The organism is Tautonia marina (genome assembly GCF_009177065.1).
In the GTDB taxonomy this organism is placed as follows: Bacteria; Planctomycetota; Planctomycetia; order Isosphaerales; family Isosphaeraceae; genus Tautonia; species Tautonia marina.
In genome coordinates this window covers 15591-32570 of sequence record NZ_WEZF01000021.1, presented here as the reverse complement: position 1 = coordinate 32570, position 16980 = coordinate 15591, and the positions used below count along the sequence as shown (strand labels likewise).

The 16980-nt window shown below is 65.3% G+C and carries 15 protein-coding genes; 14 read left to right on the top strand and 1 reads right to left on the bottom strand.

Annotated elements, in window-relative coordinates; translation table 11 throughout:
• Nucleotides 1-105: 105 nt before the first annotated feature.
• The 14 genes from GA615_RS21670 to GA615_RS21605 all read left to right on the top strand — a co-directional run bounded on the left by GA615_RS21670 (nucleotide 106) and on the right by GA615_RS21605 (nucleotide 15686).
• Complete coding sequence (locus GA615_RS21670; protein WP_152053425.1) at nucleotides 106-348, top strand: ferredoxin; 243 nt, start codon at nucleotides 106-108, stop codon at nucleotides 346-348.
• Entirely contained in the window at nucleotides 345-1100 is a 756-nt protein-coding gene (locus GA615_RS21665) for a phytanoyl-CoA dioxygenase family protein (protein ID WP_152053424.1), read from the top strand. Before GA615_RS21670 ends, GA615_RS21665 begins: the two co-directional genes overlap by 4 nt.
• Before the next feature lie 29 nt (nucleotides 1101-1129).
• A complete protein-coding gene (locus GA615_RS21660; RefSeq protein WP_152053423.1) occupies nucleotides 1130-1519 on the top strand; it encodes a hypothetical protein in 390 nt (129 codons plus the stop codon).
• Nucleotides 1520-1565: 46 nt separating this feature from the next.
• Nucleotides 1566-1994 (top strand): hypothetical protein, encoded by a 429-nt coding sequence (locus tag GA615_RS21655; RefSeq protein WP_152053422.1) that lies wholly within the window; start codon nucleotides 1566-1568, stop codon nucleotides 1992-1994.
• A gap of 58 nt (nucleotides 1995-2052) precedes the next feature.
• Complete coding sequence (gene dapF / locus GA615_RS21650; RefSeq protein ID WP_152053421.1) at nucleotides 2053-2907, top strand: diaminopimelate epimerase; 855 nt, start codon at nucleotides 2053-2055, stop codon at nucleotides 2905-2907.
• Entirely contained in the window at nucleotides 2907-3629 is a 723-nt protein-coding gene (locus GA615_RS21645) for a DUF429 domain-containing protein (protein ID WP_152053420.1), read from the top strand. Before dapF ends, GA615_RS21645 begins: the two co-directional genes overlap by 1 nt.
• Nucleotides 3630-3661: 32 nt before the next feature.
• Nucleotides 3662-4423 carry a dethiobiotin synthase gene (gene bioD / locus GA615_RS21640; RefSeq protein WP_152053419.1) on the top strand — a complete coding sequence of 254 codons (762 nt, stop codon included), beginning with the start codon at nucleotides 3662-3664 and terminating at the stop codon, nucleotides 4421-4423.
• Between the two features lie 325 nt (nucleotides 4424-4748).
• Nucleotides 4749-5735, top strand: a complete 987-nt coding sequence (locus tag GA615_RS21635) for a hypothetical protein (protein ID WP_152053418.1) — start codon at nucleotides 4749-4751, stop codon at nucleotides 5733-5735.
• A 237-nt stretch (nucleotides 5736-5972) separates the two neighbouring features.
• The gene (gene glgA, locus GA615_RS21630) at nucleotides 5973-7463 is read left to right on the top strand and encodes a glycogen synthase GlgA (RefSeq protein WP_152053417.1); all 1491 of its coding nucleotides are present in this window, start codon (nucleotides 5973-5975) and stop codon (nucleotides 7461-7463) included.
• A 294-nt stretch (nucleotides 7464-7757) separates the two neighbouring features.
• Nucleotides 7758-8363: a hypothetical protein gene (locus tag GA615_RS21625; protein ID WP_161602480.1), complete on the top strand. Its 606-nt coding sequence runs from the start codon at nucleotides 7758-7760 to the stop codon at nucleotides 8361-8363.
• A gap of 196 nt (nucleotides 8364-8559) precedes the next feature.
• Entirely contained in the window at nucleotides 8560-10800 is a 2241-nt protein-coding gene (locus GA615_RS21620; RefSeq protein WP_152053415.1) for an alpha-amylase/4-alpha-glucanotransferase domain-containing protein, read from the top strand.
• 59 nt (nucleotides 10801-10859) lie between these two features.
• Nucleotides 10860-11789 carry a DUF58 domain-containing protein gene (locus GA615_RS21615; RefSeq protein WP_152053414.1) on the top strand — a complete coding sequence of 310 codons (930 nt, stop codon included), beginning with the start codon at nucleotides 10860-10862 and terminating at the stop codon, nucleotides 11787-11789.
• The gene (locus GA615_RS21610; protein WP_152053413.1) at nucleotides 11786-12352 is read left to right on the top strand and encodes a hypothetical protein; all 567 of its coding nucleotides are present in this window, start codon (nucleotides 11786-11788) and stop codon (nucleotides 12350-12352) included. Before GA615_RS21615 ends, GA615_RS21610 begins: the two co-directional genes overlap by 4 nt.
• A gap of 484 nt (nucleotides 12353-12836) precedes the next feature.
• Nucleotides 12837-15686, top strand: coding sequence for a serine/threonine protein kinase (locus GA615_RS21605; RefSeq protein ID WP_152053412.1), 2850 nt, complete (start codon nucleotides 12837-12839; stop codon nucleotides 15684-15686).
• Between the two features lie 164 nt (nucleotides 15687-15850).
• Here the strand turns inward: GA615_RS21605 and GA615_RS21600 are convergent, their stop codons facing one another.
• A complete protein-coding gene (locus GA615_RS21600; RefSeq protein WP_152053411.1) occupies nucleotides 15851-16954 on the bottom strand; it encodes an acyl-CoA dehydrogenase family protein in 1104 nt (367 codons plus the stop codon).
• Between the last annotated feature and the right edge of the window lie 26 nt (nucleotides 16955-16980).

The following is a 16980-nucleotide window of genomic DNA, read 5'->3' as shown; positions in this document are numbered from 1 at the left end:
TGGATGATCCGCCACCGGCTGATCGAGGATGACGCCGACCGTTGCTCCTTCTAAAATGAAGTTCAATGGTTCCAACCAGTACCTCCTGCGAAGTGTCACCGTTTCATGGCCGACCCAAATCACAAAGTCCCCGAGAACGTCGCTGGGCGCTATTACGTCGATGACACCTGCATCGACTGCGAACTCTGCCGCGAAACCGCCCCCGAGAATTTCATTCGTTGGGATGCCGGCCGCTACTCGTTCGTCACCCTCCAACCCCGCAACGACGAGGAGGAAGCCGCCTGCCGAGCCGCCATGGACGAATGCCCCGTCGAGGCCATCGGCTGCGACGGCGAGGAGGTCGCATGATCGCCCATGAGACGCTTGCCGATCAAATTGACCGCGACGGGTTCGCCATCGTCCCCAACGTCCTCGACGCCGCCGAGGTCGAGTGCTTGATCCTCGCTGTCGATCGCGCTCAGGCCGCCGCCAATCAAGACGCCGATCCCGCCTCCCTCCGTCGCGGCCAGAGTGCCTACGGCCTGCGCGATCTTCTCGGGCGTGTCCCCGAGGTCCGCCGCCTTGCCGGTTCTCCGCCGATCCGAGCCTTGATTGAGCCGGTCCTCGGCCCCGACGCCTTCGCCGTCCGCGGGCTCTGGTTCGACAAGACGAGCGAGGCGAACTGGAACCTCCCCTGGCACCGCGACCTGACCATCGCCGCCCGAAGGCGCGTCGATGCCCCCGGTTTCTCCTCCTGGACGGTCAAGGCGGGCATTCCCCACGCCCTCGCCCCGGTTGAGGTGCTGGAGGCCATGCTGACCGTCCGGCTTCATCTCGACCCCGCCGGACCCGACAACGGCCCCCTGCGCGTCTTGCCCGGTTCCCACCGGCTGGGCGGGACCGCGCCGACCGAGGTCGGTTCGTGGACCGATCGCGTCCGGCCGGTCGAGTGCGTCGTCGATCGCGGGGGAGTTGTCCTGATGCGACCGTTGATCTTGCACGCCTCGAATTCGGCCGCCTCGCCCGACCATCGGCGCGTGATCCATCTCGAATTCGCCTCGGCGCCGCTGCCGGGGGGCGTCGAATGGTATGATGTGGCTCGGGCGGAAGCGTCGTCCTGATTGGTCTTCTCGGTGGGGGGATGAATTCGATGAACCCTTACGAGGCACCTCGGGAAGATCATTATCCGACCGTACCACACGACCGGCCCCGATCGAAGTACGATACGATTTCTTCCTGGGCACTCCTGATCGTTGCGCTGAACCTCTGCTGGGTGCTGATGCTTTACGTCGGGATTCGATATGAGTCAAAGGAGTGGATTCCCCTCGAAACCGAGCCGAAACCCTTGCCAACGAGGGTCGTTGACGCACTTGGGATTTTCCATGTCGTCCTCTCCGGATTGGCGTTCCTGGCCACCTTTCCGATGACCTGGAGTTGGGGGAAGCGTCTTTTTGCCTGGTTTCTGATCTTATTCCTTCTGGCCTGGTCGGCATTGTGCTGGCTCGCGGGAGGAATGGGAACAATGGGTCATTATTTGTAACCAGTGTCGTAGGTAGGCCTGCCGGTTCCTCCGCGTGGAATGCCTCATGGACACGTCGAATCCTTACGATCCACCGCTCAGCCACCTCGCTGCCTCCGGACCGGGGAACTCCGGCCGGGGGAGGCTCGATGGTCGCCGTTCCTGGTCCCTTTGGTTCCTGGCATTAACAGTGTGCTCCGTCCTGCTGATCTTTCTCGGAGCAGGGTTTAAGCGAGATCGTTCGATCGGACTGAACAACTGCCCCTGGCCGGACGGACCGCTCCCCTGGGACGATCCGTCGATCCCGTGGCCGATCCGGGCCGTTTACGTCCTCATGGCCACCCACCTGATCATCACCGCGGCGGCGTTCGTCGCGACGTTCTGGATCACGAACCGCCTGAAGCGAATGCTCCTTGCCTGGCTGGTGCTCATCGTCATGCTCGGCTGGACGTTGCTCTGTACCGTCGGCGCATACCTGGCGACCACCGGGAGATAACTGGGATCGCAAGGACGGGAAGAAACCCGCGTCGCGGATCAACTCAATCGAGGACCTCATGCCCCTCCGCTTCACAAAGATGCACGGACTCGGCAACGATTACGTGTATGTGTCTCTGTTCGACCAGAAGCTCCCCGGCGCGATCGCCCCACTGGCGCAGGCGATGAGCGACCGGCACTTCGGCATTGGCTCCGACGGCCTGATCCTCATCCTCCCCTCGGAACGCGCCGACGCGCAAATGCGCATGTTCAACGCCGACGGCTCCGAGGGGGAGATGTGCGGCAACGGCATCCGATGCGTGGCGAAGTATGTGTATGATCACGGGATCGCCCGTAAGGATCAGATCACGATCGAGACGGGCCGAGGCGTCTTGACGCTCGACCTGGAGATCCAAGGGGGCAAGGCCCGGCGCGTTCGGGTGGATATGGGAACGCCGATCCTCCAGGGGTCCGACATCCCGACCACCTTGCCCGGCGACCCTCCGGTCGATGTGCCGGTCGAGATCGGCGACGAACACCTCAAAATTGTCCTTCCCCAAACGGCCGTCTCGATGGGCAACCCGCACGCGGTGGCCTTCGTCGACGACGTGATCGGGTTCCCCCTGGAGCAGATCGGCCCGCTCTGGGAGAAGGACCCGCACTACCCGAGGAAGGTCAACGTCCATGTCGCCCAGGTCCTGAAGCCCGATGAGGTCCGCATGCGGACCTGGGAACGCGGCTCGGGGATCACCCTGGCCTGCGGCACCGGGGCGTGTGCCGTCTGCGTGGCCGGGGTCCTGACGAGGCGCACCGATCGGAAGATCCTCGCCCACCTCCCCGGCGGCGACCTGGAGCTGGAGTGGCCGAGCGACGATGCCTCTGTCTTCATGACCGGCCCGGCCACCGAGGTCTTCTCCGGAGAGTGGCCCGATTGATGGAGGCTCGTCCTCGCGATCCCCTGGGGCAGGTTGCTGGGGCCGATGGCTGCCCGGGGGGCTGGATCTGCATCGTGCTCGATCGGGAGACATCAGCCGTGACTCCACTGCTCTGCCGCTCGAGCGAAGAATTGCTCACGATCCGCCCTGAGCCCTCCGTGCTGGCGATCGACATGCCGATCGGCCTGCCCGACGCGGGCGATCGGGACTGCGACCGGATCGCCCGGACGCTCCTCGGCCCTCGACGGTCGAGCGTCTTCCCCGCGCCGATCCGCCCGAGCCTGGTGGCGGTCACGCAGCAAGGGGCCGACGCGATCAGCCGGGCGATCGTCGGCCGAGGGGTCGGGGCGCAGGCGTGGGGCCTGTATCGGCGGGTGCTGTCGCTCGATTGCCTCATCGGCCCGGATGAGCAAACGCGTTGTGTCGAGGTCCATCCCGAGCTTTCGTTTCTTGCGCTCAACGGCGATCGGCCGATGCCTCACTCAAAGCACTCGCCCGAGGGGATCGCGGCTCGGCGAGCCGTGATCGACGCCGCGTTCGGCCCCGAGGCGTTCCCGAGTGTTCGCCAGGCGATCTCCCCGAAAGACGCCACCGACGACGACCTGCTCGACGCGATGGCCGCCTGCTGGACGGCGAATCGGATTGCAGAAGGGATCGCACGCCGAATTCCCGACAAACCGCCGACCGACTCCCGCGGACTTCGCATGGAGATGTGGTTTTAAATCAACACGCAAATTGTGAGGATCATTCACCGATGACCGGACTTCGCGGGCTCCTGGTCACAGGGACCGATACCGCTGTGGGCAAAACGCGCGTTTCGTCGGCCATCGTGGCGACCCTGGTGGCTCAGGGAGAGCGTGTCGGGGTGCTCAAGCCCCTGGCGAGCGGGGCCGATCGGGTCGAGGGACACCTGCGCTGGGACGACACGGAACGCCTGATCGCCGCCCTCGGTCGAGACGTGCCGCGTGATCGGGTCACGCCGATCACCTTCGAGGCTCCACTCGCTCCTCCCGTTGCCGCCCGTCTGGCGGGTCAGCCGCTCGCCTTCGACCGCGTCCTGGAGGCAACCCGCGAGGCCATCGCCTGGTGGGCCGGTCCCGGAGGGGCGGAACTGATGATTGTCGAAGGCGTGGGCGGCCTGCTCTGCCCGATCGCCGAGGGAGCGACCCTGGCCGACCTTGCCGTCAGGCTGGATTACCCCCTGCTGATCGTGGCTCGCCGAGGCCTGGGGACGCTGAACCACACCCTTCTGACCGTCGAGGCAGCCCGCTCGCGAGGGCTCCGTGTGGCCGGTGTGATCCTGAACGGATCGGAGCCGACGGGGGATCCCGTGGCCGAGGCAACCAACCCGATCGAACTGTCTCGATGGCTCGGTGATGTCCCTTTGCTGGTGGAAGTCCCGCATGGATCGGACCCGACAGCCTTGCTCGGAGGACGGCCCGACCTAAAATGGAAAGGACGAGCCGCCGCGCCTCGGATCGTCTCTGGTGACACGTGGCGGCCGGTTCCTCGATGACCCCGAGGAACTTCCCATCGCGCCGATTCGCTTGCGGAACCGGTGCGATGAACGATCCTCGGGCAAGAGGCCGGAGTGGTGGAACGCCCTCTGTCTGCCTCCGTCGATGCTCCGCATGATGCCCGGTCTCGAACCACCGATGGCGTGGTCGAGGCCGGGAAAGGATTGGCCGCTGATGGTTCCTCCAGTCGTCTGCCCGCACTGTGGCGTGCGCATTGATCTTCCGCCTTCCCCCTCCGAGTCCGGATCGCAGGAAAACGTCCCTCGTTCCGAGCCCACCGAGTCCCGGTCTTCACCCGGGGAGAAGGGGGATGACGATGCGCCGATGCCGTTCTCCGGGGAAAGCCTGACCGATGTCCTGGCGAGCCCCGACCCGATCGCCGCGGCGGCTCTTGTGTCGTCCGACGACGACGTGCCGAGCAAGCCTGACCACGCTTCGACCCTCAGTTCGACACTGGGGATCAATCTCGGCCTCGGCGCCTCGGCCGATTCGAACCAGGCTGCTCCGCCTGGGCCATCCCTCCGGCCGTCTTCTCCGGCCGAGGGGGGAGAATCCCACTCGCATCACGACGACTCGGAGGACCACTCCCACCATCGATCTGCCTGGCCGATGGCCTTGCTCGGCAGTTACGCCAGTGCCATGACGATCGCCTGTGGTTGGCTCTGGTGGACCTCGCACCGGAACCCACCGCCTCGGCAGCAGGCTCCCGTCTGGGCCGCCGGCCTCGACGCGGGTCAGGAACCGGGAATTGATGCCGGTCGCCGAGAGGAAGGCTCGGCCGTCGTCGAACCCGCCGAGCCGATCGCCGAGGATCGCATCGTTCCCCTGGGTGAGCTCCTGAGCGTTGACGCTCTGGAGATTCAGCCCCTTCGGGTTTCAGTCGGACCGGTTGAGCTGAAACGGACGCGGGTCGATGGCCGGACCGAGCGTCGAGACGGCGGTTCCGACGCCTTGCGACTGCATCTTCGCTTGCGAAACACGTCGGACGATGTCATCTTTGCCCCCTTGGATGAGGCGTTTGTGCGAGAGCCGGATCGTCGGCTTCCGGAGACCTTTGTTGAGGATGCCTCCGGGACGCGCATTTATGCCTATCGCCTTCCAGTGTCCAGCGAGTGGGAGATTGCCGGGCAAACCTTCCAGGAACTTCGCCCCGGGGAACAGATCGAGACCGTGGTTCTCAGTGATACGGATTCCCCCAATCGCCTCGACGGCCGATTGCTTTGGCGGCTTCGATTGCGCACCGCTCCCGAGACGACCGCCGTGCTCGGAGTCACCTTCAACGCGTCCGAGATTCGATCGGCGAGCGAGTAATTCCTCTCAGGAGGACCGACGGATCAGCGGCACGATGACAACGCGTGTTTCGAACGTTGTGGCCCCCTGGGCGTCGTTCGTGGACAGGTTTCTGGAACAAAGGAGGTTGAGCATCCCGGAATCCTCTCACTCCACGGAACAATTCGTGCCCGGAACGGCACTCAATTCCCAAGAATTCCTTGTCGCTCGGTTCGGCACGATGCGTCAAACGGCTTGAATTCGAATGAGCAAGCTCTGATGAAGGTCCTTCTGCTCTCTGCCGAGGTCGAGCCGTTTGCCAAAACCGGCGGCCTGGCTGATGTTGCCGCCTCACTGCCTCAGGCTCTGAACGATCTGGGTCATGAGGTCGCCATCATGATGCCCGGCTATCGCCGTGCGCTGTATGCCGGACGACCGATCCGGGAAACGGGTGTCCGGGTCCGCGTGCCGATCGGCCATCGAACCCTGGAAGGACGGATTCTCGTCTCCTCCTTGCCGGGCTCCGACGTGCCTGTCTATCTGATCGATTACGCCCCGTACTTCGATCGCACCGGGATCTACGGCGCAGAGGGGGTTGACTACCCCGACAACTGCGAGCGTTTCGTTTTCTTTCAGCGCGCTGCGCTGGAAGGAATCCGGATGCTGAACTTTCAGCCCGAGATCATCCATTGCAACGACTGGGAAACCGGCCTCGTCCCCGCCTACCTGGAGGAAGTGTATCGTCCTCAGCCCGGCTCGGTTTTTCGCCAGGTCAGTACCGTGATGACGATTCATAACCTGGCCTATCAGGGATCGTTCTGGCATCTCGACATGCCCTTAACGGGGTTCGATTGGTCTCTGTTCACGCCCGATCGACTCGAAGCCTACGGCCGGTTGAACTTCCTGAAGGCCGGGCTGGTGTACGCGGATCTCATCAGCACGGTGAGCCCGACCTACGCCCGAGAAATTCAGGCTCCGGAAGGAGGCCGAGGGCTCGACGGCCTGCTTCGCGCTCGACAGGCCGATCTGTACGGGATCGTCAACGGCATTGATGTCACGGTCTGGAACCCGGCGATCGATCCTCACCTGACGGCGCGTTACACCGTGAAAACCTGGCCGGCCGGCAAGGCAGCCAACAAGGCGTCTCTTCAACGCCTGGCCGGGCTTCCCGAACGGGCCGACGTCCCCTTGATGGCGGCCATTTCGCGGCTTGATCCTCAGAAAGGCTGGGATCTGGTGGTCGACGCCGCCGGAGAGCTGCTTCGGCGAGATCTCCAGATCGTCATCCTGGGCACTGGGGAACCTCGATACGAGATGGCCCTTCAGCAACTCGCTCAGGAGTATCCGGACAATCTGCGCGTGTACCTCGAATTCTCGCAACCGCTGGCTCACCAACTCGAAGCGGCTGCCGACCTGTTCCTGATGCCCAGTCTCTACGAACCGTGTGGCTTGAATCAGCTCTATAGCCTGGCGTATGGGACGGTTCCGGTCGTCCGGGCCACCGGTGGCCTGGCCGACACGGTCGTCGATGCGACGGACGAAACCCTCCAGAACCAGACCGCCACAGGCGTGAGCTTCACCGATCCCACCGCGAAGGCCCTGATCCGGGCGGTCGATCGCGCCCTGGCCCTCTACGCAGACTCCGATGCCCGGTCCCGCCTCGTTTCGACCGGGATGCACGCCGACTGGACCTGGCACCGAAGTGCCGAACAGTACGCTCGGCTCTATGAAACCGCTCGCCTCCGTCGCGCCGGCAGCCACCTTTCCTGAGGGGCGAAGCGGAAATGCGCTCACGTCACGTTCGAAAGAACCGTCACGAGAGCAAAAGTGGGCCCGTAATTTGTGGAACTCCCTTGACTGGTTCCATTCATTCGGATTCTGATACCCGCTGCAAGGGCGTGTGAAGTGTTTTGATCCGCTTGCACCTCCCGAGATGTCCCTCAAATGACTCCTTCAGTCGCGTCTTCCCGAATCGTGATGTGCTTCTTGGGACTGATCCTGTTCGGGATCACTTCCCCGGCGAAGGCCGAAAGTCTTCGGAGTCGTTTGACCCGCAAGGACGACATGAATGCCCTGCGGTTTCAGGGGCAGGATTGGACGATTCACGACCTGGTCGATCGGCGATCGGAAGCTCCCCGTCGATTCGATCATTATCATCAGCGGCTCGGTTCCGCCCTGAGCCTGGGGCTTGAGGGGCTTGAGGCTCGTCGGGCCTTGAATCCCGAGCGGTTCGACTTCTACCATCCGTTTCTCGCGTACTTGCTGTCGGACGTCGATCCCGATTCGGGGCTGGGAACCGTGGGTGATCCGTTGGATGAAGGGCCGGGACTGGGCCAGGACGGTGGCCCCACGCCTCCTCCCGACGGCTCTGTCTCGCCCCAAACGCCCGAACCGACGCAACCCCCGATTGTTCCTGAAACCTTCACGGATCCCACGGTGCCACCGCCGCTCGATCAGCTTCCTTCGGGTCCGGGAGAGTCCGAGGTGCCGCAACTTCCGGGATCGCCGGATGGTCCCGACGTGACACCGCCCCCGGTCGATCCGATCGGCCCCGAGATTCGGGCCATTCCCGAACCGGCCGCCATGATTCAACTGGCCGTGGGGCTCACGGGTTTGGTCGGGGTCTTGGCCTGGCGACGCCGAGTCCGGCCGCTGCGGCCAGCCGTGTAATCCGTCTGACCGTTCAACTCGATCGAACGATTCGGGCCGGTCTCCATTGGAGAATCGGCCCATTCTGTTGATAATGGCAACGTCGGTCATCTTGACCAACCGTTCCGAGCCGTCGGTTCCTCCGGATCGGAGTGTCCTGCCCTGCCCCGGCCCGTCATGATGACGGGCATTCCCCCGCTCTGGGACCCGTCGCACCATGTCGCGCGTTCGCCTGATCCTCGCGCTGCACGACCACCAGCCGGTCGGAAACTTCGAGAACGTCTTCGAGGCCGCCTACCGGGACAGCTACTTGCCGTTCCTGGAACTGATGGAGCAGTACCCCGAACTGCCCTTCAGTCTGCACAGTTCCGGTCCGTTGATGGAATGGCTGGTGGCTCACCGTCCCGAGTACATCGAACGTTTGCGGGCGATGGTCTCCGCCGGACGGGTCGAGATCCTCGGCGGCGGATTCTACGAGCCGATCCTCACGATGATCCCCCACCGGGACCGCGTCGGGCAGATCCGGTCGTACTCCGACTACCTCGAACGCCTCTTCGGACAGCCGATCCGAGGGGCCTGGATCGCCGAACGCGTCTGGGAGCAGCATCTCGTCTCGGCCCTGGTCGAGGCGGGGATCGAGTTCACCGTGCTCGACGACTTCCACTTCCAGCGCGCCGGGGCCGCCTCCGACGACCTGTTCGGCTACTACCTGACCGAGGACGAAGGCCACCTCTTGAAGGTCTTCCCCAATAGCGAGTCGATGCGCTACCTCGTCCCCTGGCAAGAGCCCCATGCCTCGTACGAGTACCTCCGCGGCTTGAGCCAGTCCCGGCCCGATGCCGTGGTCGTCTGCGCCGACGACGGTGAGAAGTTTGGCGGCTGGCCCGACACCCACGAGCACATCTTCACCAAAGGCTGGCTTCGTCGCTTCTGCGACATGATCCGGGGCAACCGCGACTGGCTCGAACCGACGACCTTTGCCTCCGTCGTTGATTCGACCGTCCCGCTGGGCAAGGTCTACCTGCCCGACTGCTCCTACCGCGAAATGACCGAGTGGGTCCTCCCCCCCACCCAGCTTTCGGCCTTCGAGGCCGCGGTGAAAGGGTCCGAGGGAGTGACCGCCGTCGATCACGTTCGCCCCTTCGTCCGCGCCGGGGGCTTCTGGCGGAATTTCAAGAACAAGTACATCGAAACCGACGAGATGTACGCCCGGATGCTTGAGCTTTCCCATCGGCTCAACACCCTCGAAGAGTCCGGCGACGCCGATGCCGAGGCGCTCGACCTCGCCCGTCAAGAACTCTATCGCGGTCAGTGCAACTGCCCCTACTGGCACGGGGCCTTCGGCGGCCTGTATCTGCCTCATCTTCGCAACGCCATCTTCAAGCACCTGATCGCCTGCCACGACGCCCTCGACCGCGCCGAAGGAAAGATCGGCCCCCGCGTGGCGCTCGACGTGGCCGACTACAATCTCGACGCCCGCCAAGAGGCCCGGCTCGAAAACGATCGCCTGATCGCCTACGTTCGCCCGGCCAGTGGCGGCCATGTCTATGAACTGGACGTGCGCAAGGCCGGGGTCAACGTCCTGGCCACGCTCGATCGCCGTCCCGAGTCGTATCACGGCGCCATCGCCTCGGCCGCCGTGGCCGAGCCTTCGGGCGAGACGTTCGAAGGCCCATCGAACCTGCACGATCGGGTGATCCTCAAGCAGGAAGGCATGGACAAGCTGCTCGTCTACGACCGGGCCCCCCGCAAGGCCCTCGTCGATCACTTCCTCCCGATCGACGCCTCGCTCGACGACCTGACCTCCTGCCTCGACATTGAACGCGGCGACTTCGCCACCGGCACCTATTTGTCGAAGGCCCACCGCGAGGAAGGGCGGATCGCCCTGATGATGGAACGCCAGGGCCTGGCCGACGGCCACCTGATCCGCATCCACAAGACGATCGCCATGGAAGCCGGACGGCCGGGCCTGGAAGTCGTCTACATCCTTGAAGACCTACCCGTCGGCCAGCCGGTCCACTTTGCCATCGAGCTGAACCTGGCCGCGATGGCCGGTCACGCCGAGGATCGGTTCGTCTCCGACCTCCACGGCAACCGGCTTGGCCTGCTCGACGCAAAGCTCGACATTCCGCACGCCGAAGGAGTCAACCTGACCGACGAATGGCTCGACCTGGGCGTCTCGATGCGCTGGTCGGTCCCATCGAGCCTCTGGTGCTTCCCGGTCGAAACCGCCAGCCAAAGCGAGGGCGGCTTCGAAGGGATTTACCAGAGCACCGCCGTCATCCCCCACTGGCGGATCACCGCCGACGAGTCCCGTCGCTGGACCGTCCGCCTCTCCTGGTCGCTCGATCTGGCCCGACCCGAGCCGTCTGACCAGCCTTCCGAGGCCGATCGGGCCGCATCGACGCACCGGCCTGCCCCCTCCTCGCGCGTCGCGGGAGCCCCGGTGGTCGGCTGATTCTCCCGATCCGGAGTTGTCGACGAGGCACCAGGCCTGATCGGGATCGATTGTCCTCCATGCGATTCTTCCCCCGCAAACGCCCCGAGCCGCCGGTCCCGGACCTCGACCCGGGCGCGATTGTCCGTCGCGCCCGTCGCTTGCGGTTCCGGGTCCGACCGACGGCCGTGGCGCAACTGGCCGGGGCGTATCACAGCGCCCGGCCCGGCTCGGGACTGACCTTTGCCGAACTTCGGGCCTATGAACCCGGTGACGATGTCCGCCATCTTGACTGGAACGTCACCGCACGCCAGGGTCGGCCGTTCGTGCGTCGCTACGTCGAGGAGCGATCGCTGAGCCTCTGGCTGATTCTTGATGTCTCGCAGAGTCTCCGATTCGGCGCCGACGGACGCTCAAAGTCGGACCGGGCCTCGCAGGCCGCGGCCCTGCTGGCGGCCTCGGCCATCCAGAACGGCGATCGGGCCGCCCTGACCCTCGTGAGCGACCGGATCGAGTCCGAGTTGCCGCCAGGAGGAGGGCCGAGGCATCTCTCCCGACTGCTTCGGATGCTCGTCACCTCCCCGTCGACCTCGCGGCGATCTTCCCTCACGGCGGCGGTTACGCGTCCCCAGCGGTTTGCCCGTCGCGGGCTGGTCGTTGTCCTGAGCGATTTTCTGAACCCGGAACCGGTTGCCCCCTGGCGAGAGCTGGCGAGCCGAGGAGACGTGGTCGCCCTCCGCCTGGTCGATCCCCTGGAGGAACAGCTTCCCAACGCCGGCATCCTTGCCCTCGAAGATGTCGAGACCGGCCGCCGTCGGATCGTCGATTCCGGGTCGGCCCGGCTTCGAGCCTCCTACGCCCGCATGGCCGAGGATCGGCAACGCGCCTTCCGATCCTGGTGCGAGGCTACGTCCATCGAAGGGCTCGACCTCTCGACCCAACTCGATCCCATCGGACCCTTGCTCGGGATCTTCCGAGGACGAGCTCGACGGCGGACGGGTCCCCGATGACCCCGCGAGTGACGCAAATCACGGAACCACCGCCCGGCCCCACCCCGCCGCCGACCGCCGAGCCGGTCTTGCCGCCCCGTCCCAATCTCGGCCCGGAACCCTGGCTCGATTCGAGCGAAGGCAACGGGTGGGGCCTGGTCTTCCTCGGACTAATCCTGCTGGTTGCCCTCGCTTCTGGTCTCTGGATGCGATGGCGAAGGAATCGACGTCGCGCTCAACTCCCAGAATCCGAACGCGGTCAAAACCGCCCCCCCGCATTCCCTTCTCCCATTGACCACCGCATTCGCCGCGCTGAGAGACTTCGAGACGCCCTGATCACCGCCTTCGGCCCGAACTGGAGCGCGAAGACGACCGAGGAAATCGCGGCCGATCCCGCCCTGCTGACCCGGCTCGGCCCGGAGCGATCGGCGCGGGTCGTGGCGATCCTCGCCGACGCCGATCGGGCCAAGTTTGCCGGATCGTCGTCCGACGAGCGATCCGAAGCCCCGCCCGAAGCCGACGACCGCGAGCTGGCGGACCTGATCTCGACTCTCACCTCCCCCTCAACCGGCCCCGGTCGATGAACGCTGCGATCGGTTACTGGTCGCCCGGTCGCGGTTGAACCTGGCGACGACGTCTCCCTCCCCTTCCCGGTCGGCCCCAACTTTGGAGTGAGCCGCGACGAAGCTGGAAGGGCCGGGGTGGTCGCGTTGATGAGGGATGGGCGCAGCGTTCTTTGTCGGATCGAGCCCGATTCCCACCTGACCCTCATCTTGTCGGGTTCCGTCGTGCCTTGCCCACGTCGCGCGAATCGTCAAACGCGAACTACGATTTTAGCGAACAATCGGTCCGTTTGGGTTGTTGGGTGGGTGACTCGCCCTTGCGGAACCAGGAGAGAACCCAAGCCACTGTCTCGGTGAGAACCGATGGGTTGCGACCCGCCGGGACTGGGGGCTAAACTAGTGAACTGGGGCATCTCGCGTGTCCGACCAAGCACTGACATCCACCTCGCCTGCGCCCACTCTTTGCCTTGCGTTCTCATGCGGGCGCCCGGAATTGACCCGAGCCATGTCGATCGACCCGCGAACGTCTCGATTCTGGAAAGAGACGTTGCGCTATGGACTGCTCGATGAAGCGACCCTGCAGTCGTGCTGGGATGCCATTCCTCCCGAGAAGCGTGAGGACCCCGACGCGATTGACCGCCGGCTCGCGCGTCAGGCCATCGCGTCGCAACATCTGACGCTCTGGCAAGGCCAGCAAATCGTCGCCGGTCGCGCCGCCGCCCTGAAAATGGGCAAGTACATCGTCCTCGACATCATCGGCAAGGGAGGCATGGGCCTGGTCTTCCTGGCGCGTGACACGAGACTCCGCCGCCTGGTCGCCATCAAGATTCTCTCTCGCGAACGGATGACCAGCCCTCGCGCCGTGGCCCGCTTCGAGCGCGAGGCCAAGGTCGGCGCCCAGCTTCAGCACGACAACCTCGTCCGCATCTACGACGAGGGCGAGTACCGCGACCTCCGCTACCTGGTCATGGAATACATCGAGGGACGCAACGTCTCTCAGATTCTCGCCGAGGTCGGCCGGCTCTCCCCCGCCCTGGCCGCCTCCATTGCCCGGCAGGTAGCCCTCGGGCTGGAACACGCCCGGCTCAAAGGTCTGATCCATCGCGACGTCAACCCGCAGAACATCCTCGTGACCGAGGATGGCACCGCGAAGCTCACCGACCTCGGCCTGGCCATCGACCTGGGCGATCCCGATGATGTCGTCACCCGAGACGGCGCAACCGTCGGCACGTTCGACTACATCAGCCCCGAACAAGCCCGCCATCCTCGGTCGGTTGACACTCGGAGCGACCTGTATTCGCTCGGTTGCACGCTCTACCATATGATTTCCGGTTCGGTTCCGTTTCGTGAGGCAAGCCTGCCGCAGAAGCTCTACGCCCACCAGTTGCACGAGCCGGAACCCCTCTCGGAACTGGTTCCCGAGGTTCCTCCGGGGCTGGAGGCGATCGTCCGTCGCCTGATGGCGAAGTCTCCCGATGACCGCTTCCCCACCCCTCTGGCGCTGGCTGAGGCGCTGGCTCCGTTTGCCGAGGGGGCGTCCTCGGTGGCCGAGCAGATCGCCGCCGTTCGCAATGCCGCCGAACCGGCTCAGGGGGCGCGACCGGTTCCGGGCGCAATCCCGTTTGATGACGCTTCCGACCCAAACGGCTACCGCTTCGGCCCCGGCCCCGGACCCGAGCCCGAGGCCGGCCCGGATCAGGACGAGGCCCCACCCACCCGCACTGCCTCGGCCATGAAGCCCGAGCCCCGAGGGCCGGCCGACAGCGGAATCGAACCGATTCGATCCCACTCCGACGCCGATTCCGACCACGCCTCTGACGACGAACGCACTCGCGAACCCGTTGCGCCTCAAATGGCCCTGCCCACCACCGAGCCCGAGCCGCTCGTCTCGTCGTCTCCAATGGCGAGTGGTCTTGGGCTGCCGATCGACCTTGGACCTGAACCCTCCTTGACCGAGATGGCGGCGTCTCGAAGCCGATCCCGCTCCTCGATGTCTCGATCGGCGAGCGATCCCGGTTCGTCCGACACCGACAAGGTCACCCCCGCCTCCACCGAGCCGCAATCGGCGGAACGCGAGGATCAGCGTCGAAAACGGATCTGGATCGTGGCGGGGGTCATCGGCTCGGTCGCGGCCCTCCTGCTGATCGTCCTGATCGGGATAAGCCTCCGTTCCGACGACAGCGATGTCATCGTCGAGACCATTCCCGAGGCCACGCCACCCCCGGTCGATCGGCCGGCGTCGGTACCCGAGTTCTCGGTCGGCAGCTCAGACGGCCGGGGTATGCGCATCTGCCCCACGTTTTACGATGCCATGATGATGGCTCCGAATAACGGCGGGGTCCTTTACCTGGGCGATCTCACCGAGCCGTTTGTAATGGCCGAGGGAGATTCTGCCTCTCTGATTCCCCGCTCCGGAATCGTGATTCGCCCGCATCCCGATTCACGAGCCCCGGTCCAAATCACCCTGGAGGGCCGGGAGTCCTGGCTCCGCCAGCAGGTCGGCGGGCTGACGCTCGAAGACCTCACCGTGGTGGTCCGCTACGGCGGCTCCGCCTCGGCCGAAACCGCTCGACCTCCCGTCATCGAATCGAACGGCGAGCTGACCCTCCGGCGCTGCACCTTCCTGGTCCAGTCGGGGCCGAGTCTTGGCTCCAGCGTCGTTCAGTCGTTCGGCTCCTCGGTTCGGATCGACGGTTGCCTGTTCCGAGGCTTCGACCGCCCACTCGACCTGGTTGTCTTCGGCGGGGTGCGTCACGAGATCTCGAACAGCATCTTCGTCTGGACTCAGGGCACGCCCGGTCGTCCGTCGGGATGGCCGATTCGGGTTGCCAGTCGCTTTGCCAACCAGCCCCGACCCGGCCGAGTGACCATCGACCGCTGCTCGGTGTTTCTTGCCACCGGATTCCTCGAAACCACCAGCTTGCTTGCCGATCAGCCGCTCGAAATTCACGTCCGAGAGTCAGGCATCCGTGCCGATCACCTGCTCTGCTGGTCCCCACCGACCGAGGGAGCTCCGTTCCCCTCCGGCCTGAAATGGACGGGAGAGGGAAACCGCTACGATCTCCAGGGAGCCTCCTGGCTGGTTTCGGCGTCCGATGGCCTGTCCGTTCCCGACAACGCGCCGACGAACCTCGACTCCTGGACCGATGCCCTCGGCTCGGAAGGAACGGACGACTCGGTGCAGATGCTCGTCGAACTTCGAGACCCCTCGGCCCTCAAGTCCTCGTCCATCGACCCGTCCCGCTTCGCCGCCATTGCCGGAGGAGAACCGATCGGAGCCGATCCGGCCCAGGTTGGCCCCCCCGGTGATCCTCCCGTCGCGCAAACGCCCGAAGCCGACTCGGCCGGAACCTGACCGAACCACGTGGCGTGCCCGCGTCAATCGACGGTCAAGTCTCCCCTCCGCGCTCCTCGGTCCGTCGTTGCGGACCAGGAGCGTATCGAAGGTGAACGCTCCCTCGCTTCAGGTGCTTCCCCAGACGGGAGCAGCGTTCGAAATCGCTTCGGGCCGTTCGGTGCTCACGCCGGACAGATCCCCGCGAAATCGCGCAGCGCTGCCTGAGCCACGGGCCCCGGACAGGACCAGACGAGAAAGAACATCGCTTGCCGGACCCAACGCTGCGCCGGCTCGGTCCGCAGCATTCCGGTTCCTCGTCGAGCGGTCAGATAGGCGTGCGTCGCTCGCAGCACGAAGCGGTTGGCCTCGGCTCGCAGGTCGGCCGACGAGGGAGCGTCGGCCCGACCCTCGGCCGCGGCAAGCAGGGAATCGGCAATCGCTTGCCACGACGATTCCAGGGCCTCGACCGGCTCGTCCAGATCGTCTCGTGAGGGCGCCAGCTCCCGCAAGGCCCGCAGCGCTGCCAGGGCCTGGCCGATCGCCAGGGCCGAGGTTTCCAGGCTGCCGGCTCCTCCCCCATCGCTGGCCACGGCCATCACGTCGGGCTCGGGGCCAAAGAGGACCTCGGAAGGCTCCACGTGCACGGCGTCGCACGCCACTTCCGTGGTGCAAGACGCTTGCAAGGCCGCCAGGGGCATCGGCGCTCCGATCGAGAGCCCCGCTCGATCGCTCGGTAAGGCGATGAGAACCTGCCGATCATCGTCAAGCACTGCCCCCACAACGAACAGATCGGCCTTGGTGGCCGCGGTCACCCACGGCATGGCTCCCTGGAGCCGATAGCCGCCTCCCGCAATCGGCTCGGCAACCAGGGCGCGACGGCCTCGACGTCGAGACGTGGTCAGTTGCGAGGTGCCGATCGTCGGAAACGCCTGGCCCGAAGCAATCGCCCGAAGCCAATCTGCCGCCCCCTCGTGCCCCCGATCGGCCGCACTGACCAGTCGGCGGGTTGCCGCATTGAACTGCGAAAAGATGAACGCGGCCGTCAGGCTTCCCTCGGCCAGCCCGGCCTCTCGACGGACCATCGTCACCCGGTCCAGCCCGTCTCCTCCAAAGGTCCGAGGAACCGGCCAGCGAGGCACGCCACACTCCCTCAAGGCCGACCACAAGGGCTCCGGCCACTCGTCCGAGGCATCGGCCGGGCCGTCGAGGGTGGTCAGGCGGCCCACCAGTTCGGTAACGGCCGGGTCGTCGAGACGAGCCAGGGGATCGTCGGTAAGGTCGGTCATGGCTTGGCTTGGGTTAAACGTTGAGG

What these genes read in the sequence shown, in the direction of transcription:
- GA615_RS21670 (WP_152053425.1), top strand. Translation starts at nt 106, where the DNA reads ATGGCCGACCCAAATCACAAAGTCCCCGAGAACGTCGCTGGGCGCTAT.
- GA615_RS21645 (WP_152053420.1), top strand. Translation starts at nt 2,907, where the DNA reads ATGGAGGCTCGTCCTCGCGATCCCCTGGGGCAGGTTGCTGGGGCCGAT.
- GA615_RS21610 (WP_152053413.1), top strand. Translation starts at nt 11,786, where the DNA reads ATGACCCCGCGAGTGACGCAAATCACGGAACCACCGCCCGGCCCCACC.
- GA615_RS21605 (WP_152053412.1), top strand. Translation starts at nt 12,837, where the DNA reads ATGTCGATCGACCCGCGAACGTCTCGATTCTGGAAAGAGACGTTGCGC.
- glgA (WP_152053417.1), top strand. Translation starts at nt 5,973, where the DNA reads ATGAAGGTCCTTCTGCTCTCTGCCGAGGTCGAGCCGTTTGCCAAAACC.
- GA615_RS21620 (WP_152053415.1), top strand. Translation starts at nt 8,560, where the DNA reads ATGTCGCGCGTTCGCCTGATCCTCGCGCTGCACGACCACCAGCCGGTC.
- GA615_RS21615 (WP_152053414.1), top strand. Translation starts at nt 10,860, where the DNA reads ATGCGATTCTTCCCCCGCAAACGCCCCGAGCCGCCGGTCCCGGACCTC.
- bioD (WP_152053419.1), top strand. Translation starts at nt 3,662, where the DNA reads ATGACCGGACTTCGCGGGCTCCTGGTCACAGGGACCGATACCGCTGTG.
- GA615_RS21665 (WP_152053424.1), top strand. Translation starts at nt 345, where the DNA reads ATGATCGCCCATGAGACGCTTGCCGATCAAATTGACCGCGACGGGTTC.
- GA615_RS21660 (WP_152053423.1), top strand. Translation starts at nt 1,130, where the DNA reads ATGAACCCTTACGAGGCACCTCGGGAAGATCATTATCCGACCGTACCA.
- GA615_RS21635 (WP_152053418.1), top strand. Translation starts at nt 4,749, where the DNA reads ATGCCGTTCTCCGGGGAAAGCCTGACCGATGTCCTGGCGAGCCCCGAC.
- GA615_RS21655 (WP_152053422.1), top strand. Translation starts at nt 1,566, where the DNA reads ATGGACACGTCGAATCCTTACGATCCACCGCTCAGCCACCTCGCTGCC.
- GA615_RS21600 (WP_152053411.1), bottom strand. Translation starts at nt 16,954, where the DNA reads ATGACCGACCTTACCGACGATCCCCTGGCTCGTCTCGACGACCCGGCC.
- dapF (WP_152053421.1), top strand. Translation starts at nt 2,053, where the DNA reads ATGCCCCTCCGCTTCACAAAGATGCACGGACTCGGCAACGATTACGTG.
- GA615_RS21625 (WP_161602480.1), top strand. Translation starts at nt 7,758, where the DNA reads ATGAATGCCCTGCGGTTTCAGGGGCAGGATTGGACGATTCACGACCTG.